Annotated in this window: 15 protein-coding genes and 1 pseudogene; 10 read left to right on the top strand and 6 right to left on the bottom strand. The window is 73.7% G+C overall.

Annotated features, from left to right (window positions below):
• The first annotated feature begins 17 nt into the window (after positions 1 to 17).
• Positions 18 to 941 (top strand): aminoglycoside phosphotransferase family protein, encoded by a 924-nt coding sequence (locus ACFYMU_RS04350; RefSeq protein WP_388367548.1) that lies wholly within the window; start codon positions 18 to 20, stop codon positions 939 to 941.
• A gap of 239 nt (positions 942 to 1,180) precedes the next feature.
• On the opposite strand, the gene treZ is transcribed toward ACFYMU_RS04350, so the two are convergent.
• Entirely contained in the window at positions 1,181 to 2,926 is a 1,746-nt protein-coding gene (treZ, locus tag ACFYMU_RS04345; RefSeq protein WP_388367545.1) for a malto-oligosyltrehalose trehalohydrolase, read from the bottom strand.
• 170 nt (positions 2,927 to 3,096) lie between these two features.
• Here treZ and ACFYMU_RS04340 point away from each other — a divergent pair.
• The 3 genes and pseudogenes from ACFYMU_RS04340 to ACFYMU_RS04330 form a co-directional block, all read left to right on the top strand.
• Positions 3,097 to 3,642, top strand: a pseudogene (locus tag ACFYMU_RS04340) (FHA domain-containing protein); the annotation flags it as partial.
• Positions 3,643 to 3,931: 289 nt separating this feature from the next.
• A complete protein-coding gene (locus ACFYMU_RS04335) occupies positions 3,932 to 5,257 on the top strand; it encodes a M14 family zinc carboxypeptidase (RefSeq protein WP_388367542.1) in 1,326 nt (441 codons plus the stop codon).
• Entirely contained in the window at positions 5,254 to 5,694 is a 441-nt protein-coding gene (locus ACFYMU_RS04330) for an SSI family serine proteinase inhibitor (protein ID WP_388367539.1), read from the top strand. Before ACFYMU_RS04335 ends, ACFYMU_RS04330 begins: the two co-directional genes overlap by 4 nt.
• Before the next feature lie 155 nt (positions 5,695 to 5,849).
• Here ACFYMU_RS04330 and lpdA read toward each other — a convergent pair whose 3' ends face one another.
• Positions 5,850 to 7,268 (bottom strand): dihydrolipoyl dehydrogenase, encoded by a 1,419-nt coding sequence (lpdA, locus tag ACFYMU_RS04325; RefSeq protein WP_388367536.1) that lies wholly within the window; start codon positions 7,266 to 7,268, stop codon positions 5,850 to 5,852.
• Between the two features lie 96 nt (positions 7,269 to 7,364).
• On the opposite strand from lpdA, the gene ACFYMU_RS04320 reads away from it, so the two are divergent.
• Complete coding sequence (locus tag ACFYMU_RS04320) at positions 7,365 to 8,285, top strand: LysR family transcriptional regulator (protein ID WP_388367533.1); 921 nt, start codon at positions 7,365 to 7,367, stop codon at positions 8,283 to 8,285.
• A gap of 78 nt (positions 8,286 to 8,363) precedes the next feature.
• On the opposite strand, the gene treY is transcribed toward ACFYMU_RS04320, so the two are convergent.
• Together treY and glgX are read right to left on the bottom strand one after the other, a co-directional pair.
• Entirely contained in the window at positions 8,364 to 10,712 is a 2,349-nt protein-coding gene (gene treY, locus ACFYMU_RS04315; RefSeq protein ID WP_388367530.1) for a malto-oligosyltrehalose synthase, read from the bottom strand.
• Positions 10,713 to 10,788: 76 nt separating this feature from the next.
• Positions 10,789 to 12,897, bottom strand: a complete 2,109-nt coding sequence (glgX, locus tag ACFYMU_RS04310) for a glycogen debranching protein GlgX (RefSeq protein ID WP_388367527.1) — start codon at positions 12,895 to 12,897, stop codon at positions 10,789 to 10,791.
• A gap of 206 nt (positions 12,898 to 13,103) precedes the next feature.
• On the opposite strand from glgX, the gene ACFYMU_RS04305 reads away from it, so the two are divergent.
• From ACFYMU_RS04305 to ACFYMU_RS04290, 4 genes are all read left to right on the top strand, one after another.
• Positions 13,104 to 13,910 (top strand): Tat pathway signal sequence domain protein, encoded by an 807-nt coding sequence (locus tag ACFYMU_RS04305; protein WP_388367524.1) that lies wholly within the window; start codon positions 13,104 to 13,106, stop codon positions 13,908 to 13,910.
• Between the two features lie 110 nt (positions 13,911 to 14,020).
• Positions 14,021 to 15,331 (top strand): copper amine oxidase, encoded by a 1,311-nt coding sequence (locus ACFYMU_RS04300; protein WP_388367521.1) that lies wholly within the window; start codon positions 14,021 to 14,023, stop codon positions 15,329 to 15,331.
• Positions 15,332 to 15,446: 115 nt separating this feature from the next.
• Positions 15,447 to 16,685: an SAV2148 family HEPN domain-containing protein gene (locus ACFYMU_RS04295; RefSeq protein ID WP_388367518.1), complete on the top strand. Its 1,239-nt coding sequence runs from the start codon at positions 15,447 to 15,449 to the stop codon at positions 16,683 to 16,685.
• Positions 16,686 to 16,787: 102 nt separating this feature from the next.
• Positions 16,788 to 17,510, top strand: coding sequence for a 3'-5' exonuclease (locus ACFYMU_RS04290; RefSeq protein ID WP_388367515.1), 723 nt, complete (start codon positions 16,788 to 16,790; stop codon positions 17,508 to 17,510).
• 10 nt (positions 17,511 to 17,520) lie between these two features.
• Here ACFYMU_RS04290 and ACFYMU_RS04285 read toward each other — a convergent pair whose 3' ends face one another.
• Both ACFYMU_RS04285 and ACFYMU_RS04280 read right to left on the bottom strand, forming a co-directional pair.
• Positions 17,521 to 18,018 (bottom strand): YbaK/EbsC family protein, encoded by a 498-nt coding sequence (locus tag ACFYMU_RS04285; RefSeq protein ID WP_388367513.1) that lies wholly within the window; start codon positions 18,016 to 18,018, stop codon positions 17,521 to 17,523.
• Positions 17,988 to 18,962, bottom strand: a complete 975-nt coding sequence (locus ACFYMU_RS04280) for a DMT family transporter (protein ID WP_388367511.1) — start codon at positions 18,960 to 18,962, stop codon at positions 17,988 to 17,990. The genes ACFYMU_RS04285 and ACFYMU_RS04280 overlap by 31 nt, the downstream gene beginning before the upstream one ends.
• A gap of 81 nt (positions 18,963 to 19,043) precedes the next feature.
• Between ACFYMU_RS04280 and ACFYMU_RS04275 the strand changes: the two genes are divergently transcribed.
• On the top strand, positions 19,044 to 19,967 hold the full coding sequence (locus tag ACFYMU_RS04275; protein ID WP_388367510.1) for a LysR family transcriptional regulator: 924 nt from the start codon (positions 19,044 to 19,046) through the stop codon (positions 19,965 to 19,967).
• The last annotated feature ends 10 nt before the right edge of the window (positions 19,968 to 19,977 follow it).

Below are 19,977 nucleotides of genomic sequence, written 5' to 3'. Positions count from 1 at the left end.
ACGACAACGGCACGATCATGACCCAGGCACCGACACCCACGGCGGAGACCGTACGCCGGCTGGTCCGTTCCCTGATCCCCGACGGCGACGGACCGGACGTGACGCCGGTCGCCGAGGGCGGCGGGTGCTCCGCCTGGTGGGTCGGGACCCGCCATGTGCTGCGACTGGCCCGGGACCGCGACGCCGCCGTGCGCCAGCGCCGCGAACTGCGGCTGCGCGACCTGGTGCGACCGCACCTCCGGCTCGCCGTTCCGACGAGCGTCGCGCACGGGGAGTGGGCCGCCGGACTGGGCTACACCCTCGACGTCCGGCTGCCCGGCGCCACCGGTGACGTACTCGCCGTGTCGGCGGTCGGCGAGGCGGACCTCGCGGACCTGCTCACCGGGTTGCGGGAGGTTCCCGCCCGCCAGGCCGAGACGTTCGGCGTCCCGCGCGCCGCGCCGCGCTCACTGGAGGCGCTGCGGACGGCCGGGGCGAGCGCCGCGCGGCGCCTGGCCGAGGCCGACGAGTTCGACCCCGCCCGGTTCGCGCAGCTCACCGCCCCCGCCGCCCGGCAACTCGTCGCGCAGCCCGGCGCCGCCGTGCTGGTGCACCACGACCTCAGCCGTGACCACCTCTTGGTGAGCGGCGACGGGCGCGTCCGCGGCGTCCTCGGGTGGACCGAGGCGGTCGTCGGCGATCCGGCCGAGGACATCGCCGGACTCGCCGGGGCCGTCGGCTCCCCGGCCGCCGTGCGCGCCGCCACCCTCGCCGGTTACGGCGCGCGCCCCTGCCTGCGCGGACTGTGGCTGGCGCGCTGCGACGCGCTCGTCCGCCTCGCCGACGGCCTCGAAGGCCCGGACGAGAACCGCCGGATCGCCCTGCGCGCCCGGCTGCGGCGCGCCTGGGAGGCCATCCTGCTGGAACGGGTCACGGAAGTGCCGCCCGAGGAGACGCCGTAGGCGCACGGCCGCGTGGAGCGCCCGGCGGCGGCGGGCGCACCCGCCGAGGGCCTGTCACGCCGGAGGGCCTGCACAGGCCGGAGGGCCTGCACACACCGGAAGCGCCCCGCGCATGCCTGTGAACCCGGGTGGTGCAGGGACGGGCCGCGTGCGCGCCGACGGTCCGCGGGTGCGCCGACGGTCCGCGGGTGCGCCGGCGGGCGGGACCCGTCGCCTGCCGTCCGGCGCGCCCGCCCGAGTCACTCCTGGATCAGCACCACGCACGACTCGCCCGGCAGGGTCAGCACCCCCTCCGCGTCCGGCGGCCGCACGGGCTCCCAGGCGGCCAGCACGCGCGCGTGCCGGGCGCCGAGCGGGATCGAGGCCGGGTCCGTGCCCAGGTTGAGGGCGACCCGTACGTCTCCGCGGCGGAAGGCGAGCCAGCGGGCGTCCTCGTCGTAGGCGACCCTCACGTCCCCGAGGTCGGGGTCCGAGAGGTCCGGTTCGGCGCCGCGCAGGGCGATCAGCTTCCGGTACCAGGCCAGGACACGTGCGTGGGGATCGCGCTCCGGCTCCGACCAGTCGAGGCAGGAGCGGTCCCGGGTGGCCGGATCCTGCGGGTCGGGCACGTCCTCCTCCGCCCAGCCGTGCGCCGTGAACTCCCGACGCCTGCCGCGCCGTACGGCGTCGGCCAGTTCGGGGTCGGTGTGGTCGGTGAAGAACTGCCACGGCGTGGTGGCGGCCCACTCCTCACCCATGAACAGCATCGGTGTGAACGGAGCGGTGAGCACCAGCGTGGCCGCGCACGCGAGCAGGCCCGGGGACAGGGAGGCCGAGAGCCGGTCCCCCCGGGCGCGGTTGCCGACCTGGTCGTGGGTCTGGGCGTAACCGAGCAGGCGGTGAGCCGAGACCCGGGTGCGGTCCAGGGGGCGGCCGTGCCGCCGGCCGCGGAACGTCGAGTACGTGCCGTCGTGGAAGAAGCCGCCCGCCAGCGTCTTGGCGAGGGCGGGCAGGGGAGCACGGGCGAAGTCCTCGTAGTAGCCCTGCGCTTCGCCGGTCAGCGCGGTGTGCAGCGCGTGATGGAAGTCGTCGTTCCACTGGGCGTGCAGCCCGAGGCCGTTCTCCGCGCGCGGGGTGATGACCCGCGGGTCGCCCAGGTCCGACTCGGCGATCAGGAACAGCGGCCTGCCCACCTCGTCGGCCAGCGCGTCCACGGCCGACGACAGCTCCTCCAGGAAGTGGATCGCGCGGGTGTCGCGCAGCGCGTGCACGGCGTCCAGACGCAGCCCGTCGAGCCGGTAGTCGCGCAGCCAGGCCAGGGCGCTGCCGACCAGATACGCGCGCACCTCGTCCGATCCCGGCGCGTCCAGGTTCACCGCGGCACCCCAGGGGGTGTGGTGGGTGTCCGTGAAGTACGGGCCGAACGCGGGGAGATGGTTGCCGGAGGGACCGAGGTGGTTGTGGACCACGTCCAGCACGACCCCGAGGCCCAGCTCGTGCGCCCGGTCAACGAACCGTTTCAGCGCCTCGGGCCCGCCGTACGGCTCGTGCACCGCCCAGAGCGAGACCCCCTCGTACCCCCAGCCGTGCCGCCCGGGAAACGGGCACAACGGCATCAACTCCACGTGGGTGACGCCCAGTTCCGCCAGATGTCGGAGTCGCTCGGCGGCGGCGTCCAGCGTGCCCTCGCGGGTGTACGTCCCCACGTGCAACTCGTAGAGCACCGCGCCCGGCAGCCCGCGCCCCGCCCACGGGACGTGCCACGCGTACCGCCCGTGATCGACCACCGCGCTCAGCCCGTCCGGGCCGTCCGGCTGACGGCGCGAGCGCGGATCGGGCAGCACGGGGCCGTCGTCCACGGCGAATCCGTACCGCGTGCCGTCCCCGGCCTCCGCGTCGCCCGTCCACCACCCCGCCCGGTCCGCGTCCCGCGCCAGGACGTGCGCGGCTCCCGCGCAGTGGAGCGTCACGCCGGCGGCCTGCGGTGCCCACACCTCGAACTGCACGGACGGTTCCCCCTCGTCTGCTCATCGTGATGTAGCCCGTCCATGGTGCGTCACCAGAGATCAATTCGCTTCCGGATCCCCCCTTTTGACACGCGGGACGACCCTGACGGCGGTAGCGGCCGTGCCGGGTTTCCTGGACACCCCGGCCCGACTGACCGACAATCACGTGCGTGACGTCGTCCTTCGAGTTCCACACCTACCCCGCGCGGCTCTCGGACGCCGAGCGCGACAGGGCGTTGAAGGTGCTCCGTGACGGCGTCGCCCTGGGGCGTCTGTCGCACGACACGTTCATCCGGCGCATGGAGCTCGCGCTGGTCGCCCGGCAGCCCCACGAACTGGCCGAGCTCACCGCCGACCTGCCCACCGAGAAGCGCTGGTCGCGGATCGTGTTCGGCACGGTCGAGGCGGTGTCCGGGTTCACCGTGCGGCTGCGCCGGGCCTGGCAGGCCGAGCGGCTGCCCAAACTGCTGCTGCCCCACCCGGGCAGTCCCTATCCCCTGCGGATCGGCCGTGACCCGGCGTGCGGCCTCAGGCTCAGCCACGAGACGGTCTCCCGCCTGCACGCGGAGCTGAGCCGTCGGGGCGGCCTGTGGGTGCTGCGCGACCTCGGCTCGACCAACGGCACGACGGTCAACGGCCGCCGGGTGATCGGCGCCGCGGTCGTCCGCGACGGCGACCAGGTCGGTTTCGGGACGATGACGTTCCGGCTGGCCGCCGAGAAGCCGGACGGACGCGCCGGGCCGACGCCGGAGGCGACCGGGGGCCGGCTCCCCGGGTGACACCGGCCCACCGCGCCGGAGCGGCCCCCGGCGTGCGGCGTGCCGCGCCGGAGCGCGGTGCGTGGCCGAATTCCTCCCCCGCACCCTGCCCGCCCTCCCTCGCCCTCCGCGCTGTTGACGTACCTGCCGAGTCATGACTGACTGTGCGTACGCCATGTACGTGTGGTGAAGCGACGGTGCCGCAGAGTGGAGGTGTGCCCTGCCGCCACTCCTCCGCTACCCGACCGTGGACGAGCTCGGCGCCCGTGCGGCCGCGCTCGTCGCCCGCCGCCCACGGGACGCCAGGCTGCGCCGTGTGGGCACGTCCCGGGGCGGCACGCCCCTGTGGCTCCTGTCCGTGGGTCACGGCAGCCGCCAGGCCCTCGTCGTCGCCGGGCCCCACGCCAACGAGCCCGTCGGCGGCGCCACCGTCCTGCGCCTGGCCGAGCGCGCGCTGGCCGACCCGCGGCTCGGTGCGGAGGCCGACGCCACCTGGAACCTGCTGCTGTGCCTCGACCCCGACGGCGCGCGCCGCAACGAGGGCTGGCTGACGGGCCCGTACACGCTCGGCCGGTACTTCCGGCGTTTCTTCCGTCCCGGCTTCCTGGAGCAGCCCGAGTGGCTGCCCGACGGCGCGGAGCGTGCCGCGCTGCCCGAGACCCGCGCGCTGCTCGACGTGCAGGACGAACTGCGGCCGTTCTTCCAGTGCTCCCTGCACGGCGTGGACGTGGGCGGCGGCTTCGTCGAACTCACCCGCGACCTGCCGGGGATCGCCCAGCGGCTCGCCCACACCGCGGCCCGCCTCGGCATCCCGCGCGAACTCGGCCCGTACGACACCCTGTACTGGCCGGCCCTCGGGCCCGCCGTCTACCGCATACCGCCGCCCCGCCGCGGCGACCTCGCCGCCGCGATCACGGAGGCCGCGGTCGAGTCGACCTGGTTCCATCCGCACCACTACGGCACCGTCACGGCGGTGGTGGAGGCACCCATGTGGGGCGTCGAGGCCGTGGAGGACGGCTCGCCGCCCCCCGACGCCGAGGCGGTGCTGCGGGCCGTGAGCCGGACCCTGCGGCGCGACACGCGGCTTCTGGAAGGGTTCCTGGCCCATATCCGCCCCCATCTCGCCGCCGTGCCGGACGCCGCCCGGCTGCTCGCCCCGGTCGACGACTATTTACTGGTCGGCCCCGGTCTCGCCGACTCCTGGGACCCCGACACGTACGCCGCCGGACAGCGGACGCTGCCGCCGCTGGACACCGCCCGGCTGACGGCCCTGGGCATCTCCGGGCGCCGGGTCGCGCTGCGCACCGCCGGGCTGCTGCACCAGCTCGCCTCGGCCGCCGGGCGCGAGACGGCCTGCGTGGTGCGGGCGCTGGACGGGCTCATCGACGAGTGGTGCGCCGACTACCGCGACGGCTACGGCGCGCGCTGGATCCCGGTCGCACGCCAGGCCGAGTACCAGGCGCGCATGGTGCTCGCCGCCTTCGAGCTCGCCGGGCGGTACGCGCCGGCGCGCTCCCATTCGGGTGAGTCGGGCTGGGGTCCGGGCGCCGCCGTGCCGATGCACACGGAATGAAGAACACCACACTGGCCCTGAGCGGCGCCCTGGCCGCCGCGGCGGCCCTGCTCGTCGCGGCCCCGGCCCAGGCCGTGCCGCGGCCGGCCGGCACCGGCAACTGGCTCTACCTCACCGTCACCAGGAGCGACGACCGTTCGATGGACGTCAACGGCACGCTGCTGCTGTGCGACCCGCCCCGGGGACACGTACTGGCCGGCCAGGCCTGTGCCGAACTCGCCGCGGCCGAGGGCGACATCGGCCGCATCCCCCGCAGGGACGCGATGTGCCCGATGGTCTACGCGCCCGTGACGGTGTCGGCGCGCGGCCAATGGAACGGCCAAGCGGTCGACTACAGCCACACCTTCTCGAACGCGTGCGACCTCCAGGCGAGGACGGGGGCGGTGTTCGCGCTGCCGGACCGTACACCGGTCCGCACGGTGCCGGGCCTGCGCTGACCGCGCCCCGCGCACCGGGACGCCGACGACACCTCACACGCGCGTGGCGGAACGGGACGGGACGGGGCGAGTGCCGGGCGGAGCGGTGCCACCCGGCACTCGGAGCCTGGGCACAAGCCCGTGCCCGGGCCGGAGGGTGGCGTGTGCACAGGCTCTCACTGCTGGTGCAGCGCGCGTCCCGCGAGCGTGAGGAACACCTCCCCGACCGCCTCCGAGAGCGTGGGATGCGGGTGGATGTGCCGGGCCACGTCGGACGGGTGGGCGTCCCAGCCGACGATCAGCTGGCTCTCCGCGATCATCTCGGAGACGTGCGGGCCCACCATGTGCACTCCCCACACCTGTCCGCCGCCCTTCTCCGCGACCACCTTCACCATGCCGCCCTGCCCGTGCACCATGCCCTTGGCGACGGCGGTCAGCGGCATCGTGTCGACATCGACCTCGTGCCCCCGCGCGCGTGCCTCCGCCTCGCTCAGTCCCACGGACGCGGTCTGCGGCGAGGAGTACGTGACCCGGGGCACGGCGGCGTGGTCGACGGGAGCCGACGGCACACCGGCCAGAGTCTCCGCCACCAGCAGGCCCTCGGCGAACGACGCGTGGGCAAGACCTGGGGACGGCGGCGGCAGCAGGTCGCCGACGACATGGACGCCGGGCACGGCGGTCTCCAGCCGGGTCCAGTCCACCGGGGCCACGAACCCCCGGTCGTCCGTCGCCAGGCCCGCCGCGGACAGGCCGAGCCCCTCCGTGACCGGTGTCCGCCCGACGGCCACCAGCAGCCGACAGGCCTCGACGGCAAGGGTCTCGCCGCGGACGGTGCGCACCCGCGCGCGTACCCCCGCCTTCCGTACCTCGGCGTCGAGCAGTCGTGCACCCGTCCGGACGTCGATGCCGCGCCTCTTCAGCGCGCGCGTGAGGTGACGGCTCACGTCGGCGTCCTCGAGCGGCAGGATCCGGTCGGCCGCCTCCACGAGGGTGACCTGCGCGCCCATGGAACGGTGGAAGGAGGCGTACTCGACCCCGATCGCGCCCCCGCCGAGCACCAGCACCGAATCCGGCAGCCCCGGCGCGAACAGGGCGTCGTCGCTGGTGACCACGCGACTCCCGTCCGGCACGAGCCCCGGCAGCGTGCGCGGTCGTGAGCCGGTGGCCAGGACGACCCCGCGGCGTGCGGTGAGGTCGAGCGCGCCCTGCCCCGGAACGCCCTCGACGCGCACGCTCCGCGCGGTCGTCAGCCGTGCCGTGCCCGCGACGACCCGCACCCCGGCGTGGGCGAGGTGCGCCTCCACCCCCCGGTGGTTGCGCGCCACGATGTCGTCACGGGTGGCGGTGAGCGCGGCCCAGTCGACATCGTCCAGGGTGGCCTTCACCCCCCAGCGTTCACGCGCCTCGGCGATGCCGTCGACCAGCTCGGCGGCGTGCAGCATCGCCTTGCTCGGGATGCAGCCGCGGTGCAGACAGGTTCCGCCGACCTTGTCGCGCTCGACCAGAACGACGGTCAGTCCGAGGGCGGCGGCGCGCAGGGCGGTGCTGTATCCGCCCGTGCCGCCGCCGACGACGAGGACATCGGGTGTGCTCATGGCATCCATGCCCCCACCTTCCGCCCGCCCATTGCCATGAGTCCAAGGCAATGTTGTTGTGGATCCCATGCAGAACCTTTATGGGAGGCGGCCGTTGTGAGCCTGCGGCAGATGGAGTACTTCGTGACGGTCGTCGAGGAGGCGTCCTTCACCCGTGCCGCGGAGGTCCTGCACGTCACGCAGCCCGCCCTCTCGCACCAGATCAAGGCCTTGGAGAAGGCGGTCGGCGGCGCCCTGCTGGAGCGCATGCCACGCGGGGTGCGCCTCACACCCATGGGCCGCGCCTACCTGCCGCACGCCGAACTCGCCGTCCGCAGCGCGGCGCAGGCCCGGCGCGCCGCCCGTGCGGCGGCGGGAGCCGAGGGCGGCGAACTGCACATCGCGGCCGTGCACTCGGTTGCCGTGGGCGTCCTTCCGGACGTCTTCGCCCGCTGGAGCGCCGCCCACCCCGGTGTCCGGTTGCACCTGCACGAGTACGCGACCTCCGAGTCGCTCCAGGAGCAGGTCGAGCGCGGCACGGCCGACCTCGCCGTCGGTCCTCCACCGAAGGAGTGGCCCGGCAGCGTGCTCCCGGTCGGCGAGGAGGAGATCGTCCTCGTGGTGCCCTTCGACGACCGGTTCGCGGGCCGCACGGCGGTGGCGCTGCCCGAGTTGTCGGACCGGCCCTGGATCCGCTGCGCCATGGAGCCCGTCGTGCACGGCGAGCGCTTCCTCGACCGGGTCTGCCGCCGGGCGGGTTTCAGGCCGCGTACCGCTGTGTTCACCGAGCACACCTCGACGGCCGTGCGCATGGCGGCGGCCGGCGTCGGCGTGACCACCGCGCCCTCGCACGTCGTGCGCGGCGCGGTCGGCGAGGACTGCGTCGTGCTCTCCGCCGACCCGCCCTGGAAGCGCGCCCTGACCGTCTTCTCGAGGGTGCCGCCGACGGGCGCCGCCGAGGCGTTCGTGGAGCTCCTGCGGCGGTACGGAGGATGGTCGGCGCCGACCGCCCCCGGCAACGGGACCTGCGCCCCGTAGGCGGACGGCGCCGACGCGGACGGCGCGGGTGAGGCGTCGGGCCGGGGCGGGCCGGGGGCGCGGGGCGTCCGGCTCCCGTCAGCCGTCGGTCCGCTCCAGCAGTGCCACCGGACGCGGTGCGAACAGGTCCGCCACGCGGGTGTGTCCCTCGAACCGCCGTTCCGGTGCGAGGACATCGGCCCACCGGCCCGGCGGCAGCGTGAGGGACGTGTCGCGCCAGCCGCCGGCCTCGGCCAGCCGCAGCGACAGCCGGGTGACCGCCGTGAGCACCGCGCCGGAACGCACGAAGGCCAGACAGTGCGCGGCAGCCGGGCCCCGGGCCGCCAGGGGCGCGTACGTGCCCGACGCGCCGAAGGCGTCCGGGCGTCGCCGGCGCAGCCGCAGTGCCGCCGTGGTGAGCCCCGCCTTCTCCGAGGACGCCTCGCGCGGCGTGAAAGGCCGCCGGTTGTCCGGGTCGACCAGGGCCCGGTACTCGTCCTCCGCGCCCTGGTAGACGTCCGGTACGCCCGGCATGGTCAGCTGGACCAGCGCGGCCCCGAGGACGTTCGCCCGGATGTGCGGCGCCAGCGTGTCCCGGAAGTCGAGGACGAGCCGCCCCGGCGCGCCGCACGGGCCCTGGGCGACGAAGGCCGCCACCGCCTCCTCGTAGCCGGGATCCTGCTCGGTCCACGTGGTGCGCAGCCCCGCCTCCCGCACATGCTTGAGCAGGGCGCCCCGAAGGCGCTCCCCGGCGGCCTGCCCCAGCCCGAAGAGCGTCTGCCAGGCAGCCCACGCCAGATGCGGGTCCGGCACCTCGCCGACCGCGCGCGTCACCTCGGCCAGTACGTCGGCCCAGTGCTCCGGGCACTGCGTGAGCACCGAGACCGCCGCCCGTACGTCCGCGCTGCGCTTGGTGTCGTGGGTCGACAGCACGGTCCCCGTGGCGGGCCAGTCGCGCTGCACGCGCGCGCAGTGGGCGTGGAAGTCCTCCGCGGGGACGGCGGGGGCCCCCGGGTCGCCGCCGACCTCGTTCGCCGACAGCAGTGGCACATAGCGGTAGAAGGCCGTGTCCTCCACGGACTTGGCGCGCAGCGCGGACGCGGTCTGTGCGAACCGGGCCCGGAACTCGGCGTGCCCGGGGCCGTCCCCGGCCCGGCCCAGCGCCAGGTCCCGCACCACGGTCACCGCGTGCGCCTCCTCGGGCACCGTGAACACGGCACGGGCCTCGGCGGCGGCCTCTTTCGTGATCACCGCGGCGGCGTCGTCGCGGGAGTACGGGCGGTACACCTCCAGGCGGACGAGGAGTTCCCGCAACGCGGTGCGCAGCGCCCAGGGGGCGTGGTCGCGCAGCTCCGGGTCGGGGGACGCGGCGCACAGCCGGCTCGCCACCCGCGTCAGGCGGTCCACCTCGGCGGCCAGCTCGTGGCTGACGACCTGGTGCGCGGCGCGCCGCACGGTCGCCGCCCAGTGGCCGCCGCGGTCGCCCTGCGGGGCCGCGAACCGCCGGTAGTGGCCCAGCAGGGACCCGGCGCCCACCGGGTCGGTGAACACCCCGTCCACCTGCCGCAGGGCGTCGTACCCGGTGGTGCCCGCGACCGGCCAGGCGGCGGGCAGGCGCTCACCGTCCGCGAGGATCTTCTCGACCACCGTCCACCGCCCGGAGGTGGCCTCGTGCAGGCGGCGCAGATACGCCTCCGGGTCGGCCAGGCCGTCCGGGTGGTCGATCCGCAGACCGTCGACCAGGCCCTCGTCGAGCAGCCGCAGGAGCGTGGCGTGCGTCGCGGTGAAGACCTCGGGGTCCTCGACGCGGACCCCGATGAGCTCGGAGATGCTGAAGAAGCGCCGGTAGTTCAGCTCCGTACGGGCCAGCCGCCACCACACCGGCCGGTACCACTGGGCGTCGAGCAGCCGCGGCAGCGGCAGCGTCCGCGTGCCCTCGCGCAGCGGGAACACATGGTCGTGGTAGCGCAGCACGTCGCCGTCGGCCTTCAGGTTCCCCAGTTCCTCGCCGAGCCGGCGCCCCAGCACCGGCAGCAGCAACTGCCCGCCCTGCGCCTCCCAGTCGATGTCGAACCAGCGTGCGTAGGGCGAGGCGGGGCCCTCGCGCAGCACCTCCCACAGGGCGTGGTTGTGGCGCGGGGACATGGCCATGTGGTTGGGGACGACGTCCACGACGAGACCCAGCCCGTGCTCCCGCGCGGTGCGCGCCAGGGAGCGCAGTCCCGCCTCCCCGCCCAGTTCGTCCCGCACGCGCGCGTGGTCGACGACGTCGTAGCCGTGCGCCGATCCCGGCACCGCCTCCAGGACCGGCGACAGATGCAGGTGCGAGACGCCGAGCGAGGCGAGACGGGGCACGGCCGCCTGCGCCGCACGGAACGGGAACTCGGGCCGCAGCTGGAGCCGGTACGTGGCGGTGGGCGCTGCCGGGCCGGGGCGCTCAGGTGTCATGGGAATCTACGTACCCGCCCCGCGGCCCTTCGTGTCACCGACGCGCCGAAGCCCGAGGGCCTGTGTGCACAGGCCCTCAGGCGGGCCGCTGCAGCACCGTCAGGCTCCGGTCCAGCAGGGTCAGCCGGTCCCCGGCCCCGACCTTGGCGCCGGTGCCCGGTGCCACCCCCTCCGCTACGGCCGTGTCGACGACCACCTGCCACTGGCGCCCGTGGTCGACCGGCACCACGAACTCCAGGGGCTCGGGCGAGGCGTTGAACATGAGCAGGAAGGAGTCGTCGCCGATCCGCTCGCCGCGCGGTCCGGGCTCGGAGATCGCGTTGCCGTTGAGGAACACCGTCAGCGCGCCCGCCTGCGCCGACGTCCAGTCCTGCTGGGTCATCTCATCGCCCTGGGGGGTGAACCACGCGATGTCGGACAGCTCGTCGTGCGTGCCCTGCACCGGCCGGCCGTGGAAGAAGCGGCGGCGGCGGAAGACCGGGTGGTCGCGGCGCAGCCACACCATCGCGCGGGTGAAGTCCAGCAGGTCGCTGCCGTCCTCGGGCCACTCGAGCCAGGACAGCTCGTTGTCCTGGCAGTAGGCGTTGTTGTTGCCGGCCTGCGTCCGGGCGAACTCGTCGCCGTGGCTGAGCATCGGCACTCCCTGGGAGAGCATCAGCGTGGCGATGAAGTTCCGCATCTGCCGCGCCCGCAGCTCCCGCACCGCCGGGTCGCCGGTCTCGCCCTCGACGCCGCAGTTCCAGGAGCGGTTGTGGCTCTCCCCGTCGCGGTTGTCCTCGCCGTTGGCCTCGTTGTGCTTGCCGTCGTACGAGACGAGGTCGTGCAGTGTGAAGCCGTCGTGGCAGGTCACGAAGTTGATGGAGGCGAGCGGGCGGCGCCCGTCGTCCTGGTAGAGGTCCGAGGAGCCCGTCAGCCGGGACGCGAACTCCGCGAGCGTGCGCGGCTCGCCGCGCCACAGGTCCCGCACCGTGTCGCGGTACTTGCCGTTCCACTCGGTCCACAGCGGCGGGAAGTTGCCCACCTGGTAACCGCCCTCGCCCACGTCCCACGGCTCGGCGATCAGCTTCACCTGGGAGACCACCGGGTCCTGCTGGACCAGGTCGAAGAACGACGACAGCCGGTCCACCTCGTGGAACTGCCGCGCCAGCGTCGCCGCCAGGTCGAAGCGGAAGCCGTCCACGTGCATCTCGGTGACCCAGTAGCGCAGCGAGTCCATGATCAGCTGGAGTACGTGCGGCGAGCGCATCAGCAGGGAGTTGCCGGTCCCCGTGGTGTCCATGTAGTACCGCGGGTCGTCCGCCAGCCGGTAGTAGGAGGCGTTGTCGAGGCCCCTGAAGGACAGGGTCGGGCCCAGATGGCTGCCCTCGGCGGTGTGGTTGTAGACGACGTCCAGGATGACCTCGATGCCCGCCTCGTGCAGCGCCCGGACGGCCGACTTGAACTCCAGGACCTGCTGGCCGCGGTCGCCCCAGGAGGCGTACGCGTTGTGCGGGGCGAAGAAGCCGATCGTGTTGTAGCCCCAGTAGTTGCTCAGCCCCATGTCCGCCAGCCGGTGGTCGTGCACGAACTGGTGCACCGGCATCAGTTCCAGTGCGGTCACGCCGAGTTCGGCCAGGTGTTCGATGACGGCCGGGTGGGCGAGCCCCGCGTAGGTGCCGCGCAGCTCATCGGGCAGCGCCGGGTGGCGCATCGTCAGGCCCTTCACATGGGCCTCGTAGATCACCGTGCGGTGGTACTCGGTGCGCGGCCGCCGGTCGTCGCCCCAGTCGAAGTACGGATTGATCACGACGGACGACATGGTGTACGGGGCCGAGTCCAGGTCGTTGCGCCGGTCGGGCGCCCCGAAGGGGTAGCCGTACACCTCCTCGCCCCACCTGACCGAGCCGCTGACGGCGCGCGCGTACGGGTCGAGCAGCAGCTTCGCCGAGTTGCAGCGCAGGCCGCGGTCGGGGGCGTAGGGCCCGTGCACCCGGAATCCGTACCGTTGCCCCGGCATCACCCCCGGCAGATACGCGTGCCGCACGAAGGCGTCGGTCTCCCGCAGCTCCACCGCCGTCTCCGAGCCGTCGTCGTGCAGCAGACACAGCTCGATCCGGTCGGCGGCCTCCGAGAAGACCGCGAAATTGGTGCCGGCGCCGTCGTACGTCGCGCCGAGCGGATACGCCTCTCCAGGCCAGACCTGCATGGATATGACTCTCCCAGTTGTCCTGGGCCCCGGAGGGCGCCTTGGTGCCGAGTCTCCCCGAAAGTGAGGGAACCTCCCATGACATGCATCCCTCTTAACGGCCGACCGGTGCAGACGCGGCGGGCGCAACGACCGGCGGCGGCCGCGACTGCCGAACCAGTGGGGCTTTGACCACTCCCGGGAACACAGGGGGAGTAGGGGGAGACGTGCGCGAAACAGTGCGCCGCCACCTGGGCAAGGTGGTGGCAGGTGCGGCCATTGCGGTGACGGCGACCGCCGCGATGGTCGCGATCACGCTGCCGGGCTCGGTGTCGGCGGAGGAGTCCGGCGCCAGGGGCGGCGGGAACTCCGCCCAGCAGGGGCAGGGGCAGGGGCAGGGGGCGGCGCTGACGGGCGTCGTCGAGAACGCACCCGCCGAGGGGACGAAGGGCACGGGCCGTGACCCGCTGACCGAGGACGAGATCACACGCGCGGAAGGCATCGCGCTCAGCCGGCAGCAGTTCGCCGCCGGCGAGGACGTCGGCGGGAAGAAGGGGCCGCAGCGCCTGGGCGTCGACCTCGCGGACCCGGACGCGGCCGAACTGGACGACCCGGACGCGCCCCGCCGCGCGGCCGTCACGTTCTACGACTACAAGGACGACGCGCTCCTCACCAGGACCGTCGGCCTCGACACCGGGAAGGTCGAACGGACGGGCGTCCAGCACGGGGTGCAGCCGCCCCTCGCCCCGGAGGAGAACGCGGAGGCCGCCCGGCTGCTGATCGCGGATCCGCTCGGCGCGGGCCTCCGGACCGACTACAGGGACGCCACGGGCAAGGACCTCACCTCGCCCGGCCAGTTGATGCTCACCGGCATCGTCTACCGGGCGGTTCCCGGCGCCCAGCCCGCACTCCTGGACAAGTGCGGCGAGCACCGCTGCGTGCGGCTCTTCCCGAAGATCCCGAACGGGTCGTGGATCGACGCCCGTTCCTTCGTGGTGGACCTGAGCGCCCGCCGGGTGGGCAAGCTCGGCTGAGCCGCGCACCACCGCCCGGCGGGGGACAGGTCCGTCCCGGCCGCGGGCGGGGTGCTCCACCTTCCTCACGTTCCGTCCTTCCGTCTGTGTGCAAGAGGAGTCTCTTCGTCATGCGCGTGAACAGAAACAGCCGTACCGCCCGACGGGTCCTGACCGGCCTCGTGGCGGCCGGACTCGCCCTGGGGGGCACGGCCGCGGCACCCGCCGTCGCCCGGCCCGCCGCCGCGGCGGCACCTGACTGCAGTGCGGCCTACCGGATCGAACAGAAGCTGTCCACCGGAACCACCTGGCGGATGTGCTGGCACTACGACGGCAACGCCGGGCTCGTGCTGGAGCACGTCTCCTACCAGCCCCCGGGCGAGAGCCGCCCGATCAAGGTCCTGAACAGCGCGCGACTGGCCCAGATCGACGTCCCCTACGACGACGGCTCGGCCGAGTACAGCGACCTGACGGGTGCGGGCTTCGCGCAGGGCCTGATGAACATGGCGCCCGGTGAGTGCCCCGGCGGCACCATCAAGACGGTCAAGGTGCCGAACGCCTGGGACCCGCAGCACCCGAACGTCAAGGGCCTGTGCGCCACGACCCGTTCGCGCGGCCACGCGTACCGCATGCAGAGCGACACCGGGAACAGGGTCTACCAGACCCAGGGCAAGGACCTGCTGGTCTACACGGTCAACAAGGTCGGCTGGTACGAGTACATCACCGAGTGGCGCTTCCAGGACGACGGCATGGTGCACATGAACGTCGGCGCCACCGGCAGCCTCTCGCCCGGGGACTACGACGCGGGCGACGGCCGGGGCTGGCCGATCGGCAAGGGTGCCCGGGCCTATGCCACCAGCCACAGCCACAACGTCTTCTGGCGGCTCGACTTCGGCCTCGACGGTTCGTCCAGGAGCAAGGTCGAGCAGTACGACTCCGTGGTCAGCCCGCCCGCCCGGGGAGCCGAGGCGCCGAGCGCCAGGACCACCCGCACGACGATGACGAAGGAGTTCGCGGGCGACGCCAAGAACATGCGCTGGTGGCGGATCGTCAGCGCCACCGGCAAGAACAAGGACGGCCACGCACGGTCGTACGAGATCGTCCCGGGCCCCACGACCAGGTACCCCGGTCGCGCCTTCACCCGGCACGATCTGTACGCCACCGAGTACAACCCCTGCGAACGGTTCGCCAGTGACAACCTGGGCAACTGCGGGAGCCGGGCCGGCAAGTCCGTCGACACGTGGGTCAACGGACAGACCCTCACTCACCCGGTGGTGTGGATCAACGTCGGTTTCCATCACATCGCCCGAGACGAGGACCAGCAGCCCATGCCCGTCCACTGGCAGGGCTTCTCCATCGCTCCGCGCGACGTCACGGCTATGAATCCGCTCACGCCGCCCGCCCTCGCCGACCAGAACGGACATGTGCAAAACGGTAGTTGAGAAACGACCCTGTGCATCCGGCTGCACCGCCCCGCGGTCCCGGAGTACCCTTCCTTGATCGTTGGCTGGGGCCTGGCCCCTGGGCAGGCTCGGGGGAGCGGAAGGCGGTGCGCGGGTGGGCTCGGGAGGGCTGGAGCTGCCCCCTGGTGACGAGGGTCGCGAGGGGAGCTCCACGGATGTCCCGCCCGGGGCGGTGTCCCTGGCACGTCCGATGGACCTGGGATCCATCGGACCGGAGCTGGAGTGGAACGCCGACGCGTGGCGCGAGGTGCGCACCCGCGCCCAGCGGGCGGGACGGGCCTACATCTGGCTGAACCTGGTGGAACAGCGGCTGCGCGCCGTCGTGGCCGCTGTTCTGCGCCCCATCTACGAACCCGTCCACGGCGACGACTGGGTGGTGGCCGCGGCGGGGCCCGCCGGCCAGGAGTGGGTGCAGCGCGCCGTCGCGGTCCGCGAGGTCAGCCGGCGCAAGGGGTATCTGCTGGACCCCGCCGACGACAACGTGCTGAGCTTTCTGACCCTGCCGCAGCTGCGCGAGCTGATGGTGCAGCACTGGCCGTGCTTCGAGCCGTACGTCGACGAGCGCCGGGACATCGAACTCGCCCTGGACGAGCTGGAGGTGACCCGGAACGTCGTCTCCCGCAACCGGGCCCTGTCGGAGGCCGTCCTCGCCCAGGCCGAGCGCGCCTCGGCCAGGCTCCTGGAGACCCTGGGCGCGGGCGGCGACGTGCCCTCCGCGCGTCGGCTGCCCGTCGACGCGGTCGAGGACCTCGTGGGCGACCGGTACGCGGACGTGGTCGCCGTCCACCCGGACCGGGTGCGGCTGCTGCGGCAGTTCCCGGCCGAGGACATCTTCGGCGGCGCCCGCCGTCTCGACGCCATCGGCATCGGCCTGAATCTGCTGGTGCAGAACTTCTCCGGACGCCGGCTGGTGCGCCTGGCCGAGTCCGGCTGCCGGGTGCGGCTGCTGTTCCTCAACCCCGCCTCCAGCGCGGTGAAGCGGCGCGAGCGGGAACTCGGCATCAAGAAGGGCGAACTGAGCCGGTCCGTCGAGATGAACATCCTGCACATGCGCCGGGTGCGCTCGAAGCTGCGCGACCCGGGCGCCTTCGAGATCCAGGTCTTCGACGAGACGCCCCGCTTCACGGCCTACCTGGTCGACGGGGACGGCTCCGACGGCATCGCGGTCGTGCAGTCCTATCTTCGGCACACCCGCGGCATGGAGGCGCCGGTCTTCGTGCTGCGGGGCGGCGGCAAGCTCGTCAGAACGGGGGACCTGGACGAGAGCGGCCTCTTCCCTACCTACCGCGAGGAGTTCGAAGTGGCTTGGGCGGATTCGCGCCCCGTGTCCTGACCCGCTCCACCGGCACAAGCGGAACGCGGTCCTCGGGTTGTCAGTGGTACATGCGAAGGTGGAGGCCACTGGGGGAACGCACCACCGAGAAGGGGGGCCGCCATGGCCTGGCACCGGGAGCTGCTGATCGGCTTCGACCTGGAGACGACCGGGACGGATCCGTACGAGGCACGCATCGTCACGGGGGCGGTGATCGAGGTCAAGGACGGCGAGCCGCTCGGCCGTCGCGACTGGCTGGCCGACCCGGGCGTGGAGATCCCGGCGGACGCGGTGGCGGTGCACGGCATCAGCAATGAGCGCGCGGCGGCCGAGGGCCGGCCGGCCGACCGGGTGGCGGACGCGATCGCCGAGGTCCTGGTGGCGTACTGGCGGACGGGCGTCCCGGTCGTCGCCTACAACGCGGCCTTCGACCTGACCCTGCTCAACGCCGAGTTGCGGCGCCATGGACTGCCGTCCCTGCGTGAGCGCCTGGGCGGCCCGGAGCCGGCCCCCGTCATCGACCCGTACACCATCGACCGCTGGGCCGACCGCTACCGCCGGGGCAAGCGCAACCTGGAGGCGGTCTGCGCGGAGTACGGGATCGTGCTGGACACGGCGCACGACGCCGGGGCGGACGCGCTGGCCGCGGCCCGGCTCGCCCGCGCGATAGCCGACCGCCACCCCAAGGTCGCCGCCCTCGGCCCGGCGGAGCTGCACCGCCGTCAGATCGAGTGGTACGCGGCCTGGGCCGCGGACTTCCAGGACTTCCTGCGTCGCAAGGGCAACGCACAGGCGGTGGTGGACGGCACATGGCCGCTGCGGGAGGCCGCGGGCGACAGGGTCTGACCCGGGCCCCTCATGCCGGGGCCGGGCTCGCGATGTGTTCCACCCGCGGGCGGGCGAGCCGGGCGTAGTCGACGCCGGAGATGACCAGCGACCTGTCCAGGCGGGCCGCGTTGAAGTAGAGCCGCGGCTGCGCCACGACGTCCGGATCGGCCACGACATCGAGCGCGGGATCGAAGCTGAACGGCAGCACGGCGCCGGGGACGGCGCGGGCCAGCCGCTCGGCGGTCTCCGCGTCGCTGAAGCCGGCGTAACGGGCCGAGAACAGCGCCCGCACGGCGTCGAGGTCCACCCGCCGGTCCCCGGGGACGACGGCGAGGACATGGCGCGTGGTGCGCCGGTCGACCTTGACCCGCAGCACGATGCACTTCGCGGCCTGGGCCACCGGGTGTCCGCGCAGGGCGCTGACGGCCACGGTGCCGCCCTCGGGGGCGTGGTCGATGAGGCGGTAGTCGACGCGGGAGGAGTCGAGCAGGGAGATCAGGTGCTGGTACGTGTCGCGGTCGGGCACGGGATGTCCTCTTCCGTCGGGTCGGCGGTGCGGATGGTTCGGGCGGTCGGGGACCCGGCGGTTCCGGCGGTGCGGTGGGCGCGTTCGACGGCCTGACCCCAGAAGGTGCCGGCGACCATCAGGACCGCGCCGAGGGCGGAGAGCGCGGTGAAGCGTTCGCCGCCGAGGGCGAGGCCCACCACCGCGGCCCAGACCGGTTCGGTCCCCAGCAGCAGGCTCGCCCGGCTCGCCGAGGTGCGCTGCACGGCCCATGTCTGGGCGAGGAAGGCGAACACGCTGCAGAACAGGGCGAGGTACACCAGCTGGGACCAGACGGTGGCGTCCGCGTGCGCCACGGACGGCAGGTCGCGCGCCGCGCAGGCCAGGAAGAGCACGGAGCCGACGACCGTCTGCACGGCCGTCAGATGCAGGGGACGGATCGCCCCGGCCGAGGTGAGCCGGCCGACGAGCGCCACGTGCACGGCCCGGACCCCGGCCGCCGCGAGCATCAGCAGGTCGCCGAGGCGCGGCGTGTGGAAGCCGCCCGCGGACATGAGGAGTCCGACGGCCACGACGCACACACCGGCCGCGGCGAAGAAGGCGGGCGGCAGCCCCTCCCGGTGTCCCTCGCGGTCGAGCAGCGGGGTGAGGACGATGGTCAGGCTGATGATCAGTCCCGCGTTGGCCGCGCTGGTGTGCGCCACACCGTACGTCTCCACGGCCAGGACCGCGGCCTGGGTGACGCCCAGCGGCACTCCCCTGCGGATCTCGTCGCGGGTCCACCGGCGCCGCCCCCGCCGGGCCGCGACCAGACCCAGGCAGGCGAGCGCCGAGAGCGCGTACCGCAGGAACAGGACCGTCAGGACGGGCAGGGCGAGGACGGCCGTCCGGGCGGACAGATAGCTGGAACCCCAGACGAGCGCGACCAGGAGGAGTACCGCATCGGTACGGCGGGCGTCGGACACCCGCCCACGGTGCACCGTCCACGTCCTTGAAGCCCAGAACCACTTTCTACAACGATCTTTTAGCATCCCTACACTGAGGCCATGGACGAACGGCAGCTGCGGATCCTGCGGGAGCTGGGCGAACTGGGAAGCGTCACCGCGGTCGCGGAGGCGCTGCTGGTGACGCCGTCGGCGATCTCCCAGCAGCTGCGGCTGCTGCAGCGGTCGATGCCCGTGCCGCTCACCGAGCGTCTCGGGCGGCGGGTGGTGCTCACCGACGCGGGGCGGGCGCTGGCGGACGCGGCCGTCGAGGTGGAGACCGCGCTGGCGCGGGCACGGGGCGCCGTCGCGGAGTTCGTCGGCAGACCGGACGGCGAGGTGTCGGTGGCCGCGTTCCACAGTGCGGGCGCGGCGTTCTTCCCGCTGCTGCTCCGGGGCCTGGCCGGTCCCGGCGCGCCGGTCCTGGCGCTCGCCGACGAGGACGTACCGCAGGGGGACTTCCCGCGGCTGACCCGGGAGTACGACCTCGTGCTGGCCCACCGCCTCGACCATGCCCCGCCGTGGCCGCGCACGGTGGCCTCGGCCACGCTGCTGCGCGAACCGCTCGACGTGGCGATGCCCGCCGGGCATCCGCTCGCCGCCAAGCGGCGCCTGACGCCGCGGGACGTGGCCGACGAGCGGTGGATCACCGTGCACGAGGGCTTCCCGGTCATGGCGACCATCGAGGCCATCGCCGCCGCGGCGGGGCGGCGGCTGCACCTCGCCCACCGCATCAACGAGTTCGCGGTGGTCGCCGAGGCCGTGGCCGCCGGCGGCGGCATCGCGCTGATGCCGCGCTGGACCATGCGCCCGCATCCCGCGCTCGTCCTCAGGCCGCTCAGCGGCGTGCAGGCCAGGCGGCACATCGACGCGCTGTGCCGCCCCGAGCGCACGGCGCGGACGGCGGTCCGCACGGTGCTGGCCGAACTGCGCCGCGCCGCGCGCACGATCCGGGAGCGGGACCCGGAGCAACGCGCCGAGCCGTGACGGGACCCGC

It is taken from the genome of Streptomyces sp. NPDC007264, from assembly GCF_042869095.1.
In the GTDB taxonomy this organism is placed as follows: Bacteria; Actinomycetota; Actinomycetes; order Streptomycetales; family Streptomycetaceae; genus Streptomyces.
This window is presented reverse-complemented; position numbering and strand designations above follow the sequence as displayed.